Annotated in this window: 19 protein-coding genes; 9 read left to right on the top strand and 10 right to left on the bottom strand. The window is 64.1% G+C overall.

All coding sequences use genetic code 11. The annotated features are described in order from the left end of the window. Nucleotides 1–18 precede the first annotated feature (18 nt). The 6 genes from EPN59_RS12815 to EPN59_RS12790 all read right to left on the bottom strand — a co-directional run bounded on the left by EPN59_RS12815 (nt 19) and on the right by EPN59_RS12790 (nt 4,660). Nucleotides 19–156 carry a hypothetical protein gene (locus EPN59_RS12815; RefSeq protein WP_293038272.1) on the bottom strand — a complete coding sequence of 46 codons (138 nt, stop codon included), beginning with the start codon at nt 154–156 and terminating at the stop codon, nt 19–21. A 259-nt stretch (nt 157–415) separates the two neighbouring features. After that, nucleotides 416–1,171 carry a GntR family transcriptional regulator gene (locus tag EPN59_RS12810; protein ID WP_293038275.1) on the bottom strand — a complete coding sequence of 252 codons (756 nt, stop codon included), beginning with the start codon at nt 1,169–1,171 and terminating at the stop codon, nt 416–418. Nucleotides 1,172–1,187: 16 nt separating this feature from the next. Next, nucleotides 1,188–1,433, bottom strand: coding sequence for a hypothetical protein (locus tag EPN59_RS12805; protein ID WP_293046150.1), 246 nt, complete (start codon nt 1,431–1,433; stop codon nt 1,188–1,190). Between the two features lie 79 nt (nt 1,434–1,512). Beyond that, a complete protein-coding gene (locus tag EPN59_RS12800; RefSeq protein WP_293038278.1) occupies nt 1,513–3,177 on the bottom strand; it encodes a SulP family inorganic anion transporter in 1,665 nt (554 codons plus the stop codon). A gap of 222 nt (nt 3,178–3,399) precedes the next feature. Further along, nucleotides 3,400–3,813, bottom strand: coding sequence for a DoxX family protein (locus EPN59_RS12795; RefSeq protein ID WP_293038281.1), 414 nt, complete (start codon nt 3,811–3,813; stop codon nt 3,400–3,402). A gap of 121 nt (nt 3,814–3,934) precedes the next feature. After that, nucleotides 3,935–4,660, bottom strand: coding sequence for a pirin family protein (locus EPN59_RS12790; protein ID WP_293038284.1), 726 nt, complete (start codon nt 4,658–4,660; stop codon nt 3,935–3,937). A 111-nt stretch (nt 4,661–4,771) separates the two neighbouring features. Here EPN59_RS12790 and EPN59_RS12785 point away from each other — a divergent pair, with 111 nt between their 5' ends. From EPN59_RS12785 to glnA, 6 genes are all read left to right on the top strand, one after another. Continuing rightward, nucleotides 4,772–5,680, top strand: coding sequence for a LysR family transcriptional regulator (locus tag EPN59_RS12785; RefSeq protein ID WP_293038287.1), 909 nt, complete (start codon nt 4,772–4,774; stop codon nt 5,678–5,680). Nucleotides 5,681–5,999: 319 nt separating this feature from the next. Then, a complete protein-coding gene (gene ahpC / locus EPN59_RS12780; RefSeq protein WP_293038289.1) occupies nt 6,000–6,563 on the top strand; it encodes an alkyl hydroperoxide reductase subunit C in 564 nt (187 codons plus the stop codon). Between the two features lie 152 nt (nt 6,564–6,715). Continuing rightward, nucleotides 6,716–8,317, top strand: a complete 1,602-nt coding sequence (gene ahpF / locus EPN59_RS12775) for an alkyl hydroperoxide reductase subunit F (protein ID WP_293038292.1) — start codon at nt 6,716–6,718, stop codon at nt 8,315–8,317. 228 nt (nt 8,318–8,545) lie between these two features. Then, nucleotides 8,546–8,839, top strand: a complete 294-nt coding sequence (locus tag EPN59_RS12770) for a GYD domain-containing protein (RefSeq protein WP_293038295.1) — start codon at nt 8,546–8,548, stop codon at nt 8,837–8,839. Nucleotides 8,840–8,934: 95 nt separating this feature from the next. Then, nucleotides 8,935–9,138 carry a hypothetical protein gene (locus tag EPN59_RS12765; protein WP_293038297.1) on the top strand — a complete coding sequence of 68 codons (204 nt, stop codon included), beginning with the start codon at nt 8,935–8,937 and terminating at the stop codon, nt 9,136–9,138. A 19-nt stretch (nt 9,139–9,157) separates the two neighbouring features. After that, nucleotides 9,158–10,657 (top strand): type I glutamate--ammonia ligase, encoded by a 1,500-nt coding sequence (gene glnA, locus EPN59_RS12760; protein WP_293038300.1) that lies wholly within the window; start codon nt 9,158–9,160, stop codon nt 10,655–10,657. 49 nt (nt 10,658–10,706) lie between these two features. On the opposite strand, the gene EPN59_RS12755 is transcribed toward glnA, so the two are convergent. Together EPN59_RS12755 and mprF are read right to left on the bottom strand one after the other, a co-directional pair. Continuing rightward, entirely contained in the window at nt 10,707–12,077 is a 1,371-nt protein-coding gene (locus tag EPN59_RS12755; protein ID WP_293038303.1) for an AcvB/VirJ family lysyl-phosphatidylglycerol hydrolase, read from the bottom strand. Next, the gene (mprF, locus tag EPN59_RS12750) at nt 12,074–14,653 is read right to left on the bottom strand and encodes a bifunctional lysylphosphatidylglycerol flippase/synthetase MprF (RefSeq protein WP_293038357.1); all 2,580 of its coding nucleotides are present in this window, start codon (nt 14,651–14,653) and stop codon (nt 12,074–12,076) included. The genes EPN59_RS12755 and mprF overlap by 4 nt, the downstream gene beginning before the upstream one ends. 666 nt (nt 14,654–15,319) lie before the next feature. Between mprF and EPN59_RS12745 the strand changes: the two genes are divergently transcribed. The 3 genes from EPN59_RS12745 to EPN59_RS12735 all read left to right on the top strand — a co-directional run bounded on the left by EPN59_RS12745 (nt 15,320) and on the right by EPN59_RS12735 (nt 17,745). Then, nucleotides 15,320–16,480: a porin gene (locus EPN59_RS12745; protein ID WP_293038306.1), complete on the top strand. Its 1,161-nt coding sequence runs from the start codon at nt 15,320–15,322 to the stop codon at nt 16,478–16,480. 337 nt (nt 16,481–16,817) lie between these two features. Beyond that, nucleotides 16,818–17,036: a hypothetical protein gene (locus EPN59_RS12740; protein ID WP_293038309.1), complete on the top strand. Its 219-nt coding sequence runs from the start codon at nt 16,818–16,820 to the stop codon at nt 17,034–17,036. Next, the gene (locus EPN59_RS12735) at nt 17,014–17,745 is read left to right on the top strand and encodes a GntR family transcriptional regulator (RefSeq protein WP_293038312.1); all 732 of its coding nucleotides are present in this window, start codon (nt 17,014–17,016) and stop codon (nt 17,743–17,745) included. The genes EPN59_RS12740 and EPN59_RS12735 overlap by 23 nt, the downstream gene beginning before the upstream one ends. A 534-nt stretch (nt 17,746–18,279) precedes the next feature. Here the strand turns inward: EPN59_RS12735 and EPN59_RS12730 are convergent. Further along, entirely contained in the window at nt 18,280–18,900 is a 621-nt protein-coding gene (locus EPN59_RS12730) for a LysE family translocator (RefSeq protein WP_293038315.1), read from the bottom strand. Nucleotides 18,901–18,973: 73 nt separating this feature from the next. Then, on the bottom strand, nt 18,974–20,176 hold the full coding sequence (gene gltS, locus EPN59_RS12725) for a sodium/glutamate symporter (protein ID WP_293038317.1): 1,203 nt from the start codon (nt 20,174–20,176) through the stop codon (nt 18,974–18,976). Between the last annotated feature and the right edge of the window lie 37 nt (nt 20,177–20,213).

The following is a 20,213-nucleotide window of genomic DNA, read 5'->3' as shown; positions in this document are numbered from 1 at the left end:
GCGGGCGGATGGCCGCGTTCAGAGGAAATGCCGTGCGGCGAGTGACACGGCAACGCCGCTCGCGCCGATCAGCGCGAGGAACAGCAGCAGCGTCATTGCCTTGCGCGACGAAGCGCTCGGGGTGGCGGGGACAGAAGGTCGGGAAGGGGTGTTCATAGTGCGTGCGAGGGAGGCTGTGGGCGCCGGGTGCGCGACCTGATGGGCGCGCGGCGCGTGAGTGTCGCACGTTTTCGTGCATGCGTCGACGCTGGCGGTGCAGCCGTCGCGCCGTGCGGCGCAGCGTGCTTGCTGTTGCCGCGAAGGCGTGATTATCGCCGCAAAACGCGCACCGATTCGTGCGCGAGCGGAGATGGACTATTTCCCGCTGGTTGGGAGCGGCCGTGCGCGCGTTGTTGTTCGCGTGCGGCCAGGGCGATCAAGTCCGCAGCTGCGCAGGCGCGGTGCGGCGTCGTGCGGGCCGACCGGCGCGGGCACGGATTTGCGTGTCGCCAGCGCCGTTGTCCGCGTGGCTATCCGCTGCATCAGGCAGGCAGTGCTTGTGCAACTGCTGCGCGGTGTGCCGCAAATCGTGTTCGATTGCGCGCCGCACGCCTTCCGCATCGCGGCGCTTGAGCTGCCGCATCAGGTCGTCGTGAGCGTCGTTGAGCGTGGCCGCAAAGCCGCTGTCGTCGAACAGCAGGTTCGAGATCGGCCCGACTTGCAGCCAGACGGTCTCGATCAGATCGACGAGCAGCGGCGAGCCGCATGCGCGGTACAGCACGAGGTGGAACACCTCGTTGGCGTCCAGATAACGCGTGGGTTTGTTCTGCGCAAGCGCCTCGCCCATGTGCGCGCAAAGTGCGTCGAGCTGCGCGATCTCGTCGTCGGTGAGCCGGGGCGTAGCGAGGCGCGCCGCTTCGCCTTCGAGCATCACACGCACGTTCAACGCATCGTCGAATTGCGCGCGCGTGAGCTGCGGCACCAGCACGCCGCGATTGGGCACGCTCACGAGCGCGGATTCCGCCGCGAGACGCCCGAGCGCCGCGCGCACCGGCATCTCGCCTACGTCCAGTTGTTCGGCGAGTGCGTGGATGCGCAGCCGCTCGCCGGGCACGAAGCGTCCGAGGCTCAGCCATCGGCGCAGCGTTGCGTAGGTTTCGTCCTGCAACGATTGGTGGGTGCGTGTTTTCATCGCGACGTGGTGCGGCTCATGTCAGTTCCCCCACACATGCGTCGAAGGCTTCGAGCAGGCGGTCGATGTCGGCGGCCGTGGTGTCCGGGCACACGAGCATCATGTTGTGGAACGGCGTGATCAGCACGCCGCGATAAAGGCATCGCGCTCGCGTGCAAGAACGCGCTGCGCGCGGTCCCGGTTCACGCGTTGACGGGTTGGCATGGGTGTCTCCTGTGTGCTTTTTTCCGGACGCGCGCCGCCTGCCTGCGATGCGCGTCACGATTTGATCGAATCATCGCACGGGAGATCGGGGAAAGTAAATTTGATCGAATTGCCGCAGCCAGCGACCAAACCTCGCTTCAGTGAGTCGTTGCCTGCGCATCGAGTAACGAATGCACACAGACGTCCACGCTCAGTTCGTTCAGCGCCGCAACGGGCAGCGCGTCGGTTGCCGCGCGCGTGAGCACGTGCAAGACGCGCGGCTTGAGGCGCGCAAGCACGAGCCGGCGGCCGTCTCGCGAGACTTCGGCGGCGTAGGTCTGCAGGGCTTCGATGGTCGAGCCGTCGATATCGGCCGATTCTTCGAGGCTGATGATCGTGTGCCGCATGGTCTCGTCGTGCTTCGCCGTGAGCATGCGCAGATGCGAGAGCACGCGCTCGACATTGGCGAAGAAAAGCGGCGCTTCTGGCCGCACGATGATCATGCCCGGCACCGGATGGGCATCCGGATGGCTGCGCGTATCGACGAAATCGTGCGTGTCGCCGAGCCGCCCCAGCACGCTCACCTTCGGCTCCGAAAGATTGCGCAGCGTCCAGAGCAGACTCACGGCGATGGCGAGCAGCAGCCCGTCCAGCACGCCGAGCAGGAGCACCGCAAAACATGCGCCGAGCGCGAGAAAGCGGTCGCGCCGCCACTTGAGATACGGCGCGAATACGTGCGGATTGATCGTGTGGCTCACCGCGTGAATCACGATGGCGGCCAGCACCGGCTCGGGAATATGCGCGATTTGCGGCAGCAGGAGCGCGACCATCAGCGCGATGACGGCGGCGGCGGTCCACGCGGCGACGCGCGTCTGCGCGCCCGCCGCCTCGTTGGCGGAGGTCCCCGAATAACCGGCGCCCACCGGCATGCCGCCGAAGAGCCCGGAGACGAGATTGCTCGCGCCGAGCGCGGCGAGATCGCGGTTCGGCGAGAACGGGTCGTCGTGTTTTAGTGCAAAGCCGCGTATCGAGCCATACGACTCGGCGTAGACGATCAGCATCATCGCGAAGGCCAGTTCGCCGCAGCGCAGCCATTGGGTGCGTTCGAGATCGGGCAGGCCGAAACCGATGTGCGCGAGGTCGATCTGGCCCACCTGCACGATGCCGTAGTGCGAGAGATCGACGGCATAGCCGAGCACGATGGACAGCACGATCACGACGAGCGTGGCGGGCACGCGCGGCCAGCGTTTGAGCGCGTACAGAATGACGAGCGCGACGATGGCGAGTGCGCCGCCGTAAAGGCTCCACTGCTTCGTCGTTTCGAGCAGGCCCCACAGATAGCGCGGCGCGTCCGAGTGCGCGGGGTTCACGCGCAGTGCGAGTCCGCACTGCTTGAGAACGATGGTGATGGCGAGCCCGAACGTGAAGCCGCGCAGCACGGACTTGGCGATGAAGTCGGACATGTTGCCGAGGCGCGCGGCGCTTGCAACGAGGAAGAACAGGCCGGCCATGATGATGATGCCTGCGCCGAGCAGGAGCCGTGTGGCGGCGTCGCCGCCGGATGCGGAGAGCGTGACGGCGGCGAGCACGGCGGCCGATGAAGACGTTGAGGACACAACGGCGAAACGACTGTTGCCGATCACGCCATAGATCACGAGGCCCGCGATCAGCGCGACGATACCGGCTTGCGGCGGCACGTTGCCGATGTTGGCGTACGCAACGGCTTCGGGCAGCAGCAGGCCGGCGATGGCGCAGCCGGCGAGCAGGTCCTTGAGGTGGCGCTGGTAGAAGCCCGGCGTTGCGCCGGGTGTGGCCGTGGACATGTCGTGCCTCTCTCCCTGTGTTTTTGTGTTGGGTGACGTTAGGGATGGTAGCGCAGAAGACGCCGTTTCAGGCCCAAGGCCAGGACCGCGCTTTAGTGCGGTGCAACAGCGCAGAGCAAGCGCTCAGTGCAGGCGCCGGGTGCAACGGCAATGAAAAAGGCGCGATGCGTCAAGCGTATCGCGCCTTGGGGGAGGGGAGCGCGAATGCGCTCGGGCAGGCGATTACTTCCGGTCGAGCGAGAGGCGTCCGGGCCCGGCCACGGCGAGCGCGAGCAGTCCGCCCGCGATGCTGACGTTCTTGTAGAAGTTGATCATGTCGCCTGTTTGCGCCATGCCGGTCTCGGTCCAGAAGCGATGGCCGATGAGGGCTGCGCCGATGGTGTAGAGCGCGAGCAGCACGGCGAGCGGGCGCGTGAACAAACCCACGACGATCAGCAGGCCGACGACCAGTTCCATCACGACGGCGATGGCTGCCGACACGGTGGGCGCCGGTGCGCCGACGTGCGCCATGTACATGACGGTACCCGTGAAGCCACTGGCTTTTTGCCAACCGAACAGCACGAACAGCGTAGCAAGCAGGATGCGCGACACGAGCAGGACCGCGTCGTTACCCTGGCCGAACAGGTTGTATCGCATGTTTCCCTCCGACGGGATGACGTTGTTTCAGTTCTTTTATGCCGATATGAAGCCTGCTGAAAGAGAGGCCCGGGCGGGCCTCTCATACAGGCTATGCAATTCCACGCTTCAATGCCACGTGTTATGACCAGAATTCCGACGACTCGATGTTGCGAAGATCGAAGACCAGCACTTCGGCGTCGTCGCCCTGGCTGAACGTCAGTTCGCGTTCGTTGCGGATGCGTGCACCATCGCCTTCGCCAAACGCGACGCCGTTAACACTCACACTGCCGCGTGCCACGTGCACGTAAGCGAAGCGATCTGCGCCGATTGCGAGCTTCGCGCTTTCCGCGCCGTCGAAGCGGCCTGCATAAACGTGCGCGTCCTGGCGTATCTCCAGCGAGCCCTCGGCGCCGTCCGGCGAGAGCACGAGCCGCAGCTTGCCGCGCTTTTCGGCCTCGGAGAAGTTCTTCTGCGCGTAACGCGGCTGTGCGCCCTTCACATTCGGCGCGATCCAGATCTGCAGGAAGTGCACGAGTTCATTCGCCGAATGGTTGAACTCGCTGTGCGTAACGCCGGTGCCCGCGCTCATGAGCTGCACGTCGCCGGGGACGATCACCGAGCCGTTGCCCATCGAATCCTTGTGCTCGAGCGCGCCTTCGAGCACGTACGAGAAGATTTCCATGTCACGGTGCGGGTGCTTGCCGAAGCCGCGTGCCTGGGCGACGCGATCATCGTTGATGACGAGCAGATCCGAGAAGCCGATCTGCTTCGGATCGTAGTAGTTCGCGAACGAGAACGTGTGACGCGAGCTGAGCCAGCCGTGTTCGCCACGACCGCGCTGATCTGCCTTGCGAAGTTCAATCATTTCGACCTCCAGTGATGTTGTCCGGTTGAATGAAGCGTAGTTTAGGTCAATCAGACTGTGTCTAATTGCCGTAAAATACGACTCACTGTCACTACCAAGTGGACAATCGCCATGCAATTCGACGACATGCGGATCTTCATCGCAGCCGTGGACGCGGGCAATTTCACGGCCGCGGCCAACCGGCTGCGCCTCTCAAAGCAGTTCGTGAGCCGGCGCGTGGCCGCGCTGGAGGGGAGCCTCGGCGTGCGGCTGCTCGTGCGCAATACGCGCAATGTGGCCGTGACGGAGCTTGGGCAGGATTTTTACGAGCGCGCGAAGCGCATTCTCGCGGACGTGGGCGACGCCGAACGCGCCATGTCCGCACGCCGCACCGAGCCGCGCGGGCTGCTGAAAGTGAGCGCGCCGATGTCGTTCGGCATGGTGCATCTGTCGCCGCTCGTCGCCGAATTCTTGCGTGCGCATCCAGACGTGCGCTTCGACATGGATCTGAGCGACCGCACCGTCGACGTGATCGGCGAGGGATTCGACATGGCGCTGCGTATCGGGCGTTTGCAGGATTCGACGCTCGTCGCGCAAAAGCTCATCGACGTGCGCATGATCGCGTGCTGCAGTCCCGGTTACCGCCGCCGTCGCCAGGCACCCGCTACGCCCGCCGATCTCGCGCAGCACGCGTGCTTGCCATACGGGCAGCAAGGACGCGCAGCGTGGGCCTTCGTTGTCGACGGCGTGGATACGTCGATCGACGTGCAAGGCCCGCTGCGGGCGAACAATGGCGAAGTGATCCGCGACTCGGCCATCGCCGGACTCGGCATCGCGTATCTGCCGGACTTCATCGTCGCGGGATCGGTCGATGCGGGGCTGCTGGTCGAAGTGCTCACGCCGTTCATTCCGCCGCCCGTCGCGCTGCATGCGGTTTATCCACGGCATCGCGAAAGTTCTGTGACGATCCGTGCGTTTACGCAATTTCTGCGAGAGCGTCTCACGGCGCGTGCAGCGACCGCGCGCGGCGGCGCGCTTTGATGCGGCAACGCGCGCTCGCTGCACGATGCGCGGGGCATGCAAGCGGGATTTCCAGAAAATTAGCGGGGCAATGAGGCGTAGTGTCGCAGTTTCGTTGTATCCTCACGCCCCGTTGGTTGCCACATCCGTTGCTCACACCCGTTGTGCGCATCCGTTGCGGCTAGCGTGTACGGTCACGGTGATAGCGGCGCTTTCGAAGGCCGATAGCAATTCCCAATACCCGCGATCAAAGCAACCAATTTATCAAACGGGTCGGATTCACGTAAATTCTGCCCATACCTTTTCCAACCCATTCCAACCCAGAGCGAGGAAGCAACGCATGTCTCTCATCAACACGCAAGTCAAGCCGTTCAAGGCCACCGCTTATCACAATGGCGAGTTCGTTCCGGTTTCGGAAGAGAACCTCAAGGGCAAGTGGTCTGTTGTCGTGTTCTACCCGGCCGACTTCACGTTCGTGTGCCCGACGGAACTGGGCGATCTGGCCGACCACTACGCTGAATTCCAGAAGCTCGGCGTCGAAATCTACGGCGTCTCGACCGACACGCACTTCACGCACAAGGCATGGCACGACACGTCGGACACGATCGCCAAGATCAAGTACCCGCTCGTGGGCGATCCGACCGGCGCGATCACGCGCAACTTCGAAGTGATGATCGAAGAAGAAGGCCTCGCACTGCGCGGCACGTTCGTGATCAACCCGCAAGGCGACATCAAGCTGTGCGAGATCCACGACAACGGCATCGGCCGTGACGCGAAGGAACTGCTGCGCAAGGTGCAGGCTGCGCAATACGTCGCCGCGCACCCGGGCGAAGTCTGCCCCGCCAAGTGGACGCCGGGCGCTGAAACGCTGAAGCCGTCGCTCGACCTCATCGGCAAGATCTAAGCGCTTCACCAGCAGCAAAACAAGCAGCAAAGCCCAAGCGGCCATCGCGGCCGCGACGGCTGTATCACCTCCGGGCCGCGCCGTCGCGGCTTGCGGCCCGGACGCCTCATCAGGCCTTCCCCTCCCCGCTTCAACCTCCGCCGGAAATCGCCATGCTCGACGCCAATCTCAAGACTCAACTTAAAAGCTACCTGGAAAAAATCACGCAGTCGCTCGAGATCGTTGCGTACCTCGACGATGGCGAAAAATCGCAGGAACTGCAGGCGCTCTTGCAGGAAATTGATTCGTTGTCGGACCGGATCCGCTATGAAGAACGCCGTGGCGCCGCAACGGGCGACGCGCGCGTGCCTTCGTTCGAAATCAGGCGTGCCAATGCGGACGTCAAGGTTGCGTTCGCGGGCATTCCGATGGGCCATGAGTTCACGTCGCTCGTTCTCGCGCTGCTGCAGGTGGGCGGCCATCCGGTGAAGCTCGAAAACGACGTAATCGAACAAGTACGCGCGCTCGACGGCGTGTTCTCGTTCGAAGTCTATATGTCGCTGTCGTGCCAGAACTGCCCGGAAGTCGTGCAGTCGCTCAATGCGATGGCGACGCTCAACCCGAACGTGAAGATCGTCACGATCGACGGCGCGCTGTTCCAGGATGAAATCGAGCAGCGCCAGATCATGGCCGTGCCGACGATCTATCTGAACGGCGAAGTGTTTGGCCAGGGCCGCATGGGCGTCGAAGAAATTCTCGCGAAGCTCGATACCGGCGCGACCGCTCGCGCAGCAGAGAAGCTCGATGCGAAGGACATTTTCGACATGCTGATCGTCGGCGGCGGACCCGCTGGCGCAGCGGCAGCGATCTACGCCGCGCGCAAGGGTATTCGCACCGGCGTGCTGGCCGAGCGCTTCGGCGGCCAGGTGCTCGACACGATGGCAATCGAGAACTTCGTCTCGGTACAGGAAACGGAAGGGCCGAAATTCGCGGCGGCGCTGGAGCAGCACGTGCGCGCCTATGACGTCGACATCATGAATCTCCAGCGCGCCGAGGCGCTCGTGCCGGGCGACAAGGCAATCGGGATCCGCACCGCGAGCGGCGCGACGCTGCGCGCAAAGAGCGTGGTGCTCGCGACGGGCGCGCGCTGGCGCAACGTCAACGTGCCGGGCGAGCAGGAATACCGCAACAAGGGCGTGGCGTACTGCCCGCACTGCGACGGTCCGCTCTTCAAGGGCAAGCGCGTGGCGGTGATCGGCGGCGGCAATTCCGGCGTCGAGGCGGCCATCGACCTCGCGGGCATCGTGAGCCACGTGACGCTGCTCGAATTCGGCGCGCAACTGCGTGCGGACGAAGTGTTGCAACGCAAGCTGCGCAGCCTGCCGAACGTTACCGTGCATGTAAGCGCGCAGACCACTGAAATCATCGGCGACGGCCAGAAGGTGACGGGCCTCGCGTATCTCGACCGTGCGACGGAGGTGAAGCATGACCTCGAACTGGAAGGCGTGTTCGTTCAGATCGGCCTCGTGCCGAATACCGAATGGCTCAAGGGCACGGTTGCGCTGTCGAAGCACGGCGAGATCGAAGTCGACGCGAAAGGTCAGACGTCGGTTCCGGGTGTATTCGCCGCGGGCGACGTGACGACGGTGCCGTTCAAGCAGATCGTGATTGCCGTGGGCGAAGGCGCCAAGGCATCGCTCGGTGCGTTCGAATATCTGATCCGTTCGTCGGCGGAGCAGGAAGAGGACGCCAAGGCGGCCACGGCGGTCGCATAAGCGCTGCTGAAATCTTCCGTCCGATGGATGAGACGCCAGCCTTTGCGCTGGCGTTTTTTTTCGTCTGCGGATTGTGTGAACCGGGCGATGCGCGGCGCGCGAATGCGTAGAGAGCCGTGGTATGTCCGTTCGCGTTGCCTAAAATGAAATGGCGCACGAAGCCGGCTTGTCATTGCGCCCGGCAAATCGCGCGCATCCCGGCACGTTCACTCGTAAAGGGGGATCGCCATGGCAACGTATGTAGTGCTCGCACAATTCACCGATCAGGGAATCCGCACCATCAAGAACAGCCCGCAACGGGCGAGCCAGGTCGAGGAAGTCGCACGCGGCTTCGGCTGTGAAATGAAAGAGGTCTACTGGACGCTGGGCCACTACGACATTGTGGCCATCGTCGAAGCGACGGACGAGCAGTCGCTGACTGCATTCGGCCTCGCGCTCGGCTCGGCGGGCAACGTCCGCACGCAAACGCTGCGCGCTTTCACCAAGAGCGAAATGGGCGCCATCATCGGCAAGCTGTCCTGATTCGCCGATCGTCAACTGCATTGCCCGTGTTCTGCGCGCCCCGGGTACGGGCGATGCTACCTGTGATCTGTTTCCTGCCGATTTGCGGAGGTCAGATGAACGCTCAAGGCAAAGGCGACGTGCGCGCATTCGTGCAAACCGCCGAACAGACTGGCGGCTGGGTGTGGGTCATTACGCTGGTCGACTTCGACGCGCGCGAGGTCCGGCGCTCGCTGGTATCCGAAGAAAGCTACACCACGCAGCGCGCAGCGAAAGACGCGGGCGACGCCCGTCTCCAGGCGCTCACGCACGACCAGTAGTCAAACCGGGAGAAACGCCATGTCCAGTCCTCACGGTGCCTCGCCGCTCAACGTATCCGTCGATGCCGGCAGTTATCGCGTCGCACGTCCCGAAACGCCGCAGCAGGTCATCAAGCTGTTGCGCGAGCGCGAGATCCAGATCGTCGATCTCAAGTTCACTGATCTGCCTGGCCTCTGGCAGCACTTCTCCATCACGTTGCCCGAGGTGCACGAAGGTCTTTTCGAAGACGGGATTGGTTTCGACGGATCGTCGATTCGCGGTTTTCAGGAGATTCAGGAATCCGACATGCTTTTAAAGCCGGATCCGACCACTGCGTTCATCGACCCCGTGAGCGAGACGCCCACGCTCTCGTTGATCTGCGATGTCGTCGATCCCGTGCTGCATCAGCCGTATTCGCGCGATCCGCGTTACGTTGCGAAGAAAGCCGAGGATTATCTGCGGCAGACCGGCCTTGCGACGATCTGCTACTTCGGTCCCGAACTCGAATTCTTCATCTTCGATTCGATCCGCTTTGGTCAGGATGCGCACAGCGGCTACTACTTTGTCGAATCTGCCGAAGGGGACTGGAACAGCGGCCGCGACGAGGGCGCGTATGGCGGCGGCAATCTCGGCTACAAGCCGCGCTTCAAGGAAGGCTATTTTCCGGTGCCGCCGCACGATACCCTGCAGGACATCCGCTCGACCATCGTGCTGATGCTGCAACAGGCTGGCGTGCAGGTGGAGGTGCATCACCACGAGGTGGCGACGGCGGGACAGAACGAAATCGACATGCGCTTTGCGACGCTCAAGCGGATGGCCGACAACGTGATGATCTACAAATACATCTGCAAGAACGTGGCGCGCAGCAAGGGCAAGGTGGCGACCTTCATGCCGAAGCCGCTATTCGCCGACAACGCGAGCGGCATGCACTGCCACCAGAGCCTGTGGAAAGACAAAGAGAATCTGTTCTACGACGCGCACGGCTGGGCGCTCACGTCGAACCTCTGCCGCTGGTACATTGGCGGCCTGCTCAAGCATGCTCCGGCGTTGATGGCGTTCTGTGCGCCCACCACGAATTCCTATAAGCGCCTTGTTCCCGGCTACGAAGCGCCGGTGAATCTTGCGATGTCGCAACGCAACCGCTCGGCGGCCGCGCGCATTCCGATGTACTCCGATTCGCCGAATGCACGACGCGTCGAATTCCGTTGTCCCGATCCCTCGGCCAACGCGTACCTCGCATTTTCGGCGATGCTGATGGCCGGGCTCGACGGCATCGAAAACAAGACGGACCCGGGCGATCCGCTCGACGTCAACATTTACGACCTGCCGCCCGAGCAGGCGAAGAACGTCCGCCAGGTGCCGGGTTCGCTCGATGAATCGCTCAACGCGCTCGAAGCCGACAACGAGTTCCTGCGCAAGGGCGATGTCTTTACCGAAGACGTGATCGATACGTGGCTGGAATACAAGCGCGTACACGAACTGGATGCGATCCGGTTGCGCCCGCATCCATGGGAGTTCTACCTGTACTTCGATATTTGATGCTGCGCGCGACGCGGCGCGCTGCGCGCATGGCTACCCGCGCGCATGGCTACCCGCGCGCGGCGATCTCCTTCTTCCAGCCGTCGATGATTTTCGTGGCCAGCGCGTTGTAATCGCCGTCGAAGTGGTGGCTGCCGCTCGTCTTGACGACGTCGACCCCCGTGTTCACGAGCGCCGGGCAGAGCGTGTCCTTTTCGTCCGCGCCGTAGACGCATTGCACGATTGCAGGCGGTACCCTCGCCAGTTCAGGCCGCACGGGCAGCGCCGAATCGCTCGCGGGCATGCCGAGCCAGCCCGTCACGCGGATCTGGAAATCGGCGTCGGGCGCGAAGCCGAGCAGCGACATGTACGACACCTTCGCGCGCAGCGCATCGGGCAGGCGGTTATAGGCGAACGGCATGACATCCGCGCCGAATGAGTAGCCCACGAGCGCAATGTGCTTCGCGTGCCAGTGCGCGGCATAGGCCTTGATCACGCGCGCGAGATCGTGGCTCGTCTGCGCGGGCGGCTTCTCTTTCCAGAAGTAGCGCAGCGAATCCCAGCCGACCACGGCGATGCCGTTCTTCTGCAACGCCTCCGCAATGGTCTTGTCGAGATCGCGCCAGCCGCCGTCGCCTGAAATCACGATGGCGAGCATGTCGGTCGGCTTCGCGGCAGGCAATTCGACAAGCGGCAGATCGGAGATGTCTTCCTCGCTTTCGGTCACGACACGCAGATGCGGCGCGGCCAGCGCGACGAGCTTGTCGGCGCCCGTGAGGTTCGGCGCGAAAACGTGCGGCGCGGCAACGTGCGCTGCGGCTCCCGCGAGTGCCGGCGTATTTGCGCCGCCGCTCGTGACGCCTTGCTCGAAGAAGCCAGGCAGGCCCGTGCCGCGGCTCAGTTTCGGATCGGCTGCGCACGGCGCGAAGCGGGCGTCGAGCCGCGCTGCGGGATCGAGCGAGATCGCGCCTGCGAGCGTATTCGCGGGCGCCTGCGAGAGCATGCGCGCGGCGATCAGCGCGCCTTCGCCGCTGCCGATGGCGATCGGCGCGAAATACTGGCTCGATTCCTGTTGGCGCTCCAGTTGATGGCCGATCGCTTCGGCGTCGCTATAGAGCTTGTGGCAGGTCTCGGTTTTCACCGCGGCGAGGTTCGCGGCATAGCGCGACGTGTCCACGCCCACGACCATCGCGCCGTGTTTCGCGAGGGCATCGGCGCGCGCCTGGTCGTCGCTCGCCCAATGCTCGCCTGCCGAGAACAGCACGGCGAAGCCGCGCATGGGGCCGGCCGGCTTCGTGACCGCGACGTCGCCGTAGCGGCCGCCGGGCACGTCCGTGACAGGCGCTGGCGCCGTGTTGGTGGCCGCATGCGCCGCCACGCAGGCGAGCAAGGCGGTGCAGGCGGCGATAACGCGCGGCAGCGCCGGAAATCGAATGGTCATGAACGACTGCCTCCAGCCAGCAGTGAAAGATCGGCGAGTGTGATGAAGACGCTGATCGAGCCCGACGCGGCCAGATAGCGCGGTTCCCAGCGCGGCGAAAACTTGTTCTTGAAGCCGCGCAGGCCCCGGAAGTTGTAGAACCGGCCGCCGAAACGCCAGATCAGTCCGGCGAGGCGATGCCACGGCGAGGCAAGCGGCGTGGCCCCCATGCCCGAGAGCGGGGCCATGCCGAGCGACAGCGTCTCGTAGCCCGCCGCCTTCAGATGCAGCGCGAGCTGCGTGAACAGATATTCCATCGTGTACGACGACGCATCGGGCAGATGACGCATCACGCCGACCGTCGCCTCGGTGTTGAGGTCGGTCGTCATGAACGTGACGAACGCGAGCGGCTCGCCGTGCTGGCGCACGAGCAGCGCCGACTGCGCGGCGAGATAGTCGTCGTCGAAGGCGGCCACCGAGAAGCTCTTCTCGCGCGCATCGCGGCTGTCGAGCCAGGCGTCGGAGATCGCGCGCAGCGTCGGCAGATGGGCGTCCATCTGCGCGCAGTCGATGTGCTCGATCGTGAAGCCGTCGCGTTCGCCGCGCTTGAGCGCGTAGCGCAGATGCGCGCGCTGCGAACCCTTGAGATCGAATTCGCCGAGCATCACGCGCGCTTCTTCGCCGAGCTTCATCAGCGTGAGACCGGCGTCGAGATAGAGCGGCAGTGCGTCGGCGCGCACCTGGTAGAACGCGGCGCGTCCTCCGTGGGCGTGTGCGAGCGCAACGAACTCGCGAACGAGCGCGGGCCATTCCTCGCGCGGGCCGACGGGGTCGTGCAGCGCGGCCCACGTGCGGCCGCGTTTGGCGTACATCAGGAAGGCGTTGCGCTCGGCCGCGAACAGGAAGCTCTTGTCGCCCATGAGCGCGAGACCGGCGTCGCTGCGTTCCTGCGCGCGTACGATGCGCGCCGCTTCGGCCAGATCTTCGCTCGGGGGCATCACGAAGCGGCCCGCCGCCGGACGCAGCAGTTGCCGCGCTGCGAGCGCGGCGGCGAACATGCTCGCGCCGAGTGTCGCGCGCAGCGCGCGCGGGGCGCGTCCGTCGAAGGCGAACTGCCACCACAGATTGTGCGAGTACTGCACGTCGCGGAAGGCGAACAGCAGCACCCAGACGGCCAGCGCCATCACGCAGCCCACGGAGGTGAGCCAGCCGGTCGTGAAGGGCTCGGCGAACAGCGACGAACGGCGGTTGAAGCGGTGCCGCGTGGCGAGCAGCAGCACGATCAGCACGCACAGCATGCCCGCTTCGACGAACGCGAGACCCTTCGCGAGCGACAGCACGAGGTTGGTGACGGCGATCATGAGCGCGAGCCACCAGGCCGCGTCGAGGCGCCGCAGCAGCCCGCGCGCGACGAACAGCAACAGCACGCCGAGCAGGCTGCCGAGCAGTTGCGAGCTTTCGAGCACCCAGAGCGGCAGGATGGTTTGCAGCACGGCGATGCGGTGCGTGAAAGCGGGCGTCGCGCCCGAGATCACGAGCATGCCGCCGGTTACGAACGTGACGACGGCGAGGAAGAGCGGGGCGAGTTGCGAGACGCCGCTGGCGCCGCGGCGCGCGAGGCGCACACCGGGACGCGCGAGTGCGCGGCCCTCGAACGCGGCGAGCAGCGCGGCCGAGAGGATCAGCGGCGCACCGAAGTAGATCGCGCGATAGGCCAGCAGCGCGGCAAGCACCTGCGAGCCGGGCACAGCGGAGCCGAGCGCGAAGACCATCGCGGCCTCGAACACGCCGATGCCGCCGGGCGTGTGGCCGATCAGGCCGAGCAGCATCGCGGCGCTATAGACGGTCAGGAAATCGACCAGTGCGACTTGCGCGTGCGGCATCACCGACCAGAGCGCGAGCCCGGCGCCCACGACGTCGAGCGCGGCGAGCAGCAACTGTGCGACGAGGTCGCGCCGCGCGGGCACGGCAAAGCGCAGCCAGGCGCGTCCGAACGGCTCGATTTCGCGCGACTTCGTAGGGCATGCAACGATCAGCGCGGCACCGGACGCGAGGAGCGCGCCGCCGATCCAGCGCAGCTTCTCCGGGGCGAGGTGCAGCATGCCGGAGAGCGTGCCGGCGGCGCCGGCCATGCCGAGCGCCGTCATCAGCGTGAGTGCGAACGCAAGCGTGGCGCTCGTGAATACGGTCATGCGGCCGATCTGTGCGGCGCTCACGCCCGAGCCGCCATAGACGCGGCAACGCACGGCGCCGCCCGTGAGCGCGCCGAAGCCGGTGACGTTGCCGAGCGCCGATCCGGCGATGGCGCCGACCCAGAGCGCGCCGCGCGGAACGCGCGCGCCGAGGTAGCGCAGCCCGACCGCATCGCGCCCGACGAGCGCGACAAAGCTCACGGCCGTTGCGGCGACTGCGCCCATCCATTCGGACGGGGTCAGATTCCAGAGGTGACGGATCACCGACCGGTAATCGACGGACTGCGACAGGTGCTGGAACACCACGAGCAGCAGCGCGCCGATGCCGAGCGCGAACGCCGGTGCGATGAAGAGCTGCAGGTGCAGGGCTTCTGCGCGGCGCTTTAGTGCGGCCGCAGCACGCATCAGGCGCGAGGGTTGCGAGTGGGGCATGGATCGTTCTGACAATGCTTCGGTGCGGCCGTTGTGGCACAACGGTTTGCCCGGAGCGGACATCGCGGTTTATACGTCGTGCACAGCAGGGGCGAGATGGCTTTGCAAGAGGCGGCGTGGTGAAACGTAATAGTTTGGTAAAGGGCCGGTAAAGTCAGGAAACGCTTCGGAGCGCAAGGCGGTTGACAATGGGGGGAAAAAGAACGGTAAATCGGTGTTCGATCAAGGGAGTGCGGGTGGCCCGCGCGATAATGCGTCGCACCGCAAACGGATGAGATTTAAAACAGACGTTTAGAAATAAAAACGCCGATTCACGTATATGGCGACGCATGCTTCGTACGATCTTTGTGATTCGCTTCAGGGGCGTGTGGATGTTTGCAGTACATCGCTAACTATGTAGCTAACTACGTCGCGCCGGAATGACTGTTTGGCGAGGGGGCTGGTGGGAGTCTGGCCCGGGTGTGGCTTATCGGCAGGCGCAATGAATTTGTTTGTCGATGCAATCATTTTTAAAACATCTGGATAAAACCACGGGTCGCTGTTAACAATTTGAGACACCCTTTTTAATTCTTTTACTTCGTCGCCCGGGAGAGTTAGTCTGGTTTGCCAAGTGATGTTTTACTGTGCCGGGAGAATGACGTGAACCAACTCGCCCTGACATCTCTTTCGCTGGCGGCGCTTTGCGCCGCAGGTTTGGCTCATGCGCAGACCAGCGTGACGTTGTACGGCACCATCGACACATCGATCACCTTCATCAACCACGCCAACGGCAGCGCGAATCAGTGGTCGCTTGGCAACAACAGTTTCGGCAATCTTTCGGGGTCGCGCTGGGGCCTGAGGGGCGCGGAGGATCTCGGCGGCGGTCTCAAGGCGATCTTCCAGCTGGAAAACGGCTTCAACCCGTCGACGGGCTCGGCCGGGCAGAGCGGCCGCCTGTTCGGGCGTCAGGCCTATGTTGGATTGACTGCCGAACAGTACGGTTCGCTCACGCTCGGCCGCCAGTACGACCCGCTGATCGATCTGGTTCAGGGGATTACCGCGGATAACTACTTCGGATCGGTTTTCGCGACCCCGGGCGACGTCGATAACTACGACAACAGCTTCCGCGTGAACAACGCCGTCAAATACACGACTCCGATGTGGAACGGCCTTCGGGCTTCGGCCATGTACGCCTTTGGCGGCGTGGCCGGCGCGACGGGCGCCGAGCAGTCGTACGCGGCCGCCGTGGCCTGGAACAGCGGCCCGCTCAGCCTCGCGGGCGGCTACTTCTACGCGGCGAACAACCAGGCTGCGCTCGGCATCCGCGGGACCTGGATCAGCACCTCGGACGGCCCCTTCGACGGCCCGATCAACGCCGGTTACGCAACGGCGCGCTCGCTCGCGATTGCGCGGGCGGCGGCGCAGTACATCATCGGCCCGTTCACGATGGGGCTCGGCTACAGCAATGCGCGGTACGCGCCGGACGCCAGTTCGGTGTTCCGCGACACCCAGAAATACAACACGGGGCAGGGCTTCGTGAATTACCAGCTGAACCCGGCGCTGCTGCTCGGCATCGGCTACAGCTACACGCGGGCGAACGGCGACACGTCGGCGAACTACCACCAGGTGTCGATCGGCGCGGACTACAGCCTGTCGAAGCGCACCGACCTTTACATGACGGCGGCCTGGCAGCATGCAAGCGGCGAAACGGGCGACGGTCTGGGCGGCTCGATGCCGGCTGAAGCGTCGATCGGCTCGTATGGCTATTCGGGCACGAATACGCAGACGATCGTGAACTTCGGCTTGCGCCACAAGTTCTGATGCGGCCGGTTTTCTCCTGACGCCGGGTGCGCCCAGCAAGCGGCTCACCCGGCGTTCTGCTTCGGGGGGACGGCGCACGCCTGTGCGGCTGCTGGTCGTTCGCTTGTCCGGACCGCTACTCCCTCTTGCCGTCGGGGTCGATTTCTATCTAGGATTGATTCTTTAGCGTCAAATCCGGCCCGCGTGGGCCGGCCGCAAACCCGACGGGCGAGCACCCATTGAAGCACGTGTTGCAGACAAATGACGGCGTTTGATATATCACATACAGAATATTGTTCTTTGTCGCGACGCAGCATAGGATTGAGCCATTCGATCACTCAATCTGATGGAGCTTCAAATGGATTTCGTCTCTCTCGCGCTCTTCAGCGCATCTGTCTTGGGGTTAGGCGCCGCCGCCACCGTTCTGATCGCCAAATGGCTGCCGAAGTCGGCCGTCGAAACGGCAGCGGAACACGGCCGGTTTGCCGGTCTGGGCGAGGCGCTGGTCGCAAAGCAGCCGGCGTATCGTCCGCAGTTCCGTAAAGAGGCAATGAATGTCGTCAGAACTTCAAACTGAAGCTGTAGCCCATCCTTCTCCCGCGCCGCTCCAGCTCGCGTTGCAGCCTATCAACGCGACGCTGAGCCTGCGCGATCAGGCGTACGCGATGCTGCGTCAGGCAATCGCGGACGCCGACATCTACCAGTCGCGCGAGGAAATACGGCTTGACGAGCGCGTGCTCAGCGAGACGCTCGGCGTCAGCCGCACGCCGGTGCGCGAGGCGATGACGCTGCTCGAGCAAGAAGGCTTCCTGCGCATGGTGCCGCGCCGCGGCATCTATATCGTGCGCAAGAGCAAGCGCGAGATCGTCGAGATGATCCAGATGTGGGCCGCGCTCGAGAGCATGGCCGCCCGGCTCGCGACGATTCACGCTACGGACGAGGAAATCGCGAATCTGCGCCACATGTTCGACAATTTCCGCGACAGTACGCCGGCGGAGCATATTGCCGAGTATTCGGACGCCAACATCGCGTTTCATCAGGCGATCGTCGAGCTTTCGAAGTCGCAACTGATCCTTGAAACGATCAAGAACATCTTCGTGCACGTGCGCGCGATCCGACGCATGACGATTTCGCAGAGCGACCGCGCGGCGCGTTCGATCGTCGACCACCTGCGGATCATCGAGGCACTCGAAAAGCGCGACACCGAACTGGTGGAGCGACTCGTGCGGCAGCACTCGCTCGATCTCGCCGCCTACGTCGAGAAGCATTGCGACTTCCTCGATTGACCGGGACGGCGTAGCGTACGCAACGTTGTTATCTGCAAAACGGGAGGCTCCAGGGCCTCCCGTTTTGCGTTTACTGCGCGACACGTTCTAAAGCCCGGCGGAGCAAAACTTTATGCGCATCAACTTTTTCATTTTCAAGAAAGTGATGCGCGGCTCGCCTGCACCTCGCTGAGCCTTGTGTATCTCGCGCTTGTGTATCTCGTGCACCGAATCCCGTGCACCAAGCTGCCCTGAGCCTCGGGGTTTTCCCGCGCATGCGCCACAGCAATTTGCCTGGAATTCACGTAAATCCATGCTGGGCGGGGCTTTGAGACGATTCTGCACGCATCCTGCCACAGATAATCCCGCTCTTGCGGCTAAAAAGTGTCAACCCATGGCAGGACGGGTCAATGCTTTAAAAAAGCGTGCAGTAAAAAGCGTGCCGCTCGCCGCATCGACAGACGATGGTTCGAGCATAGGGGGATGCGTGGATTAACGACAGTTAAAGTTTGTCGGTGAAACCATCAATAAAAGCTTATGAATGGAGCGTGGCGATCAGCGATGACGCACGAGCAGGAAACTCACGCCGATCAGGCCGAGAAACGCGCCGCAGCAGCGATTGAACCAGCGGCGCACGGCCTGGCGCGTGAGCCAGCGGCCGAGGTACACACCGGCGAGCGAGTAGAGCGCGATGGCGATCCATTCGAGCACGAGAAAGCTCGCGCCGAGCACGGCGAACTGCGGGCCCATGGGTTTAGCCACGTTGACGAATTGCGGCAGAAACGCCGTGAAAACGAGGATCGCCTTCGGATTGCCCGCGGCCACGAGGCACTCGCGCCACGCGATGCGTGCAAGCGACGCGTCTTCTTCGAGGGCCATGCCTGTCGGCGCCGCGTCGCTGCGCCAAAGCTGGATGGCGATCCAGACCAGATACGCTGCGCCCGCGAGCTTGATTGCCAGGAAGAACGTTTCGGAAGCGCGCAACACGACCGCGAGTCCCGCAGCGGTGAGCGCGATCATCGCGGCGAACGCCACGAGCCGTCCCATGCCGCCCACCACTGCGCGGGCGAAGCCGTAGCGCGCGGCCACGTTGATGGACAGCAGGTTGTTCGGCCCCGGCGCCATGTTGAGCGCGAAGCAGGCGGGAAGAAAGAAGAGCCAGGCGGTAAGGGACATGATCGGGCCGCGCGCGCGTCGGAGAGGCGAATCAGCCGATTCTATCCGAAACGCGCGGCGGTCCCGGCGGCCTTCAGTGGAACAGCGGCAGCGCGAGAAAGAGCTTGATGACGATGGCGTTGACGATGTCCATGAAGAACGCGCCCACCATCGGCACGATGAGAAACGCGACGTGCGAGTGGCCGTAGCGCGCCGTGACCGCCTGCATGTTCGCGATGGCGGTGGGCGTCGCACCGAGGCCGAAGCCGCAGTGGCCCGCGGCGAGCACCACGGCGTTGTAATCGCGGCCCATTGCGCGGAACGTGACGTACATCGCGTAGAGCACCATCAGGATGGTCTGCGCGGCGAGGATCGTGAAGACCGGCAGCGCGAGTGCGCTGAGCTCCCAGATGCGCAGCGTCATGAGCGCCATCGCGAGAAAGAGCGCGAGGCTCACGTTGCCGATCAGCGCGACCGCGTGCTCGGCGACCGGGCGCCCGAAGTACGCGAGCCCGTTCGAGAGCAACACGCCGACAAACAGCACGCACACGAACGTGGGCAATTCGAACGCGCTGCCCGCAAGCAGACGCGAAATCGCACTGCCCGCGGCGAGACTGATGGCGATGAGCGTGAGCGTGTTGATGAATGCGGCGGGCGTGGTGGGCTGTTCGGCATTCGGTTCTTCGAAGGCGTAGGCGTCGGGTGCGGCGGCTTCGCCGGCTGCGGCGCCGCGGCGACCGATGCGCTTGAGCAGTTGCTCCGCGACCGGCCCGCCGAGAATACCGCCCATGATGAGCCCGAACGTGGCGCACGCCATGGCGACTTCGGTGGCCGAAGAGAGACCGTGCGTTTCGCTGAAGACGCGGCCCCACGCAGCGCCGGTGCCGTGTCCGCCGGACAGCGTGACCGAACCGCCGAGCAGCCCGAAAAGCGGATCGATGCCGAGCCACAGCGACATGCCGATGCCGACCACGTTTTGCAGCACGAGCAGCCCGATCACCACGGCGAGGAACCGCACGAGCACCGGGCCGCCCATCTTCAGGCTCGCGAGATTCGCATTGAGGCCGATGGTGGCGAAGAAGGCGAGTATGAGCGGCGTTTGCAGGCTGGTGTCGAACTTCACGTCGATATTCGCGCCGGAATGCAACCCGAACAGGATGAGCGCGACGACGAGACCGCCCGCGACGGGCTCGGGAATGGTCCATCGGCGCAAGAGCGGCAGCCTGGAGACGAGCCGCCCGCCGAGCAGCAGGACGAGTGAGGCGGCAACGAGCGTGCCGTATAAGTCGATGTTCATGGTGGGCCTTGCAGCGGGGGAGATAGGGGAAGCAGAC

The sequence above is a fragment of the Paraburkholderia sp. genome, assembly GCF_004298475.1.
In the GTDB taxonomy this organism is placed as follows: Bacteria; Pseudomonadota; Gammaproteobacteria; order Burkholderiales; family Burkholderiaceae; genus Paraburkholderia; species Paraburkholderia denitrificans.
Note: the sequence above shows the minus strand (reverse complement) of the source record. Positions and strands in the feature narration are given on the sequence as shown.

Bases quoted from the DNA above. Each gene is read 5' to 3' on its own strand.
- EPN59_RS12815 (WP_293038272.1), bottom strand. From the start codon at position 156: ATGAACACCCCTTCCCGACCTTCTGTCCCCGCCACCCCGAGCGCTTCG.
- EPN59_RS12810 (WP_293038275.1), bottom strand. From the start codon at position 1,171: ATGAAAACACGCACCCACCAATCGTTGCAGGACGAAACCTACGCAACG.
- EPN59_RS12800 (WP_293038278.1), bottom strand. From the start codon at position 3,177: ATGTCCACGGCCACACCCGGCGCAACGCCGGGCTTCTACCAGCGCCAC.
- EPN59_RS12795 (WP_293038281.1), bottom strand. From the start codon at position 3,813: ATGCGATACAACCTGTTCGGCCAGGGTAACGACGCGGTCCTGCTCGTG.
- EPN59_RS12790 (WP_293038284.1), bottom strand. From the start codon at position 4,660: ATGATTGAACTTCGCAAGGCAGATCAGCGCGGTCGTGGCGAACACGGC.
- EPN59_RS12785 (WP_293038287.1), top strand. From the start codon at position 4,772: ATGCAATTCGACGACATGCGGATCTTCATCGCAGCCGTGGACGCGGGC.
- ahpC (WP_293038289.1), top strand. From the start codon at position 6,000: ATGTCTCTCATCAACACGCAAGTCAAGCCGTTCAAGGCCACCGCTTAT.
- ahpF (WP_293038292.1), top strand. From the start codon at position 6,716: ATGCTCGACGCCAATCTCAAGACTCAACTTAAAAGCTACCTGGAAAAA.
- EPN59_RS12770 (WP_293038295.1), top strand. From the start codon at position 8,546: ATGGCAACGTATGTAGTGCTCGCACAATTCACCGATCAGGGAATCCGC.
- EPN59_RS12765 (WP_293038297.1), top strand. From the start codon at position 8,935: ATGAACGCTCAAGGCAAAGGCGACGTGCGCGCATTCGTGCAAACCGCC.
- glnA (WP_293038300.1), top strand. From the start codon at position 9,158: ATGTCCAGTCCTCACGGTGCCTCGCCGCTCAACGTATCCGTCGATGCC.
- EPN59_RS12755 (WP_293038303.1), bottom strand. From the start codon at position 12,077: ATGACCATTCGATTTCCGGCGCTGCCGCGCGTTATCGCCGCCTGCACC.
- mprF (WP_293038357.1), bottom strand. From the start codon at position 14,653: ATGCGTGCTGCGGCCGCACTAAAGCGCCGCGCAGAAGCCCTGCACCTG.
- EPN59_RS12740 (WP_293038309.1), top strand. From the start codon at position 16,818: ATGGATTTCGTCTCTCTCGCGCTCTTCAGCGCATCTGTCTTGGGGTTA.
- EPN59_RS12735 (WP_293038312.1), top strand. From the start codon at position 17,014: ATGTCGTCAGAACTTCAAACTGAAGCTGTAGCCCATCCTTCTCCCGCG.
- EPN59_RS12730 (WP_293038315.1), bottom strand. From the start codon at position 18,900: ATGTCCCTTACCGCCTGGCTCTTCTTTCTTCCCGCCTGCTTCGCGCTC.
- gltS (WP_293038317.1), bottom strand. From the start codon at position 20,176: ATGAACATCGACTTATACGGCACGCTCGTTGCCGCCTCACTCGTCCTG.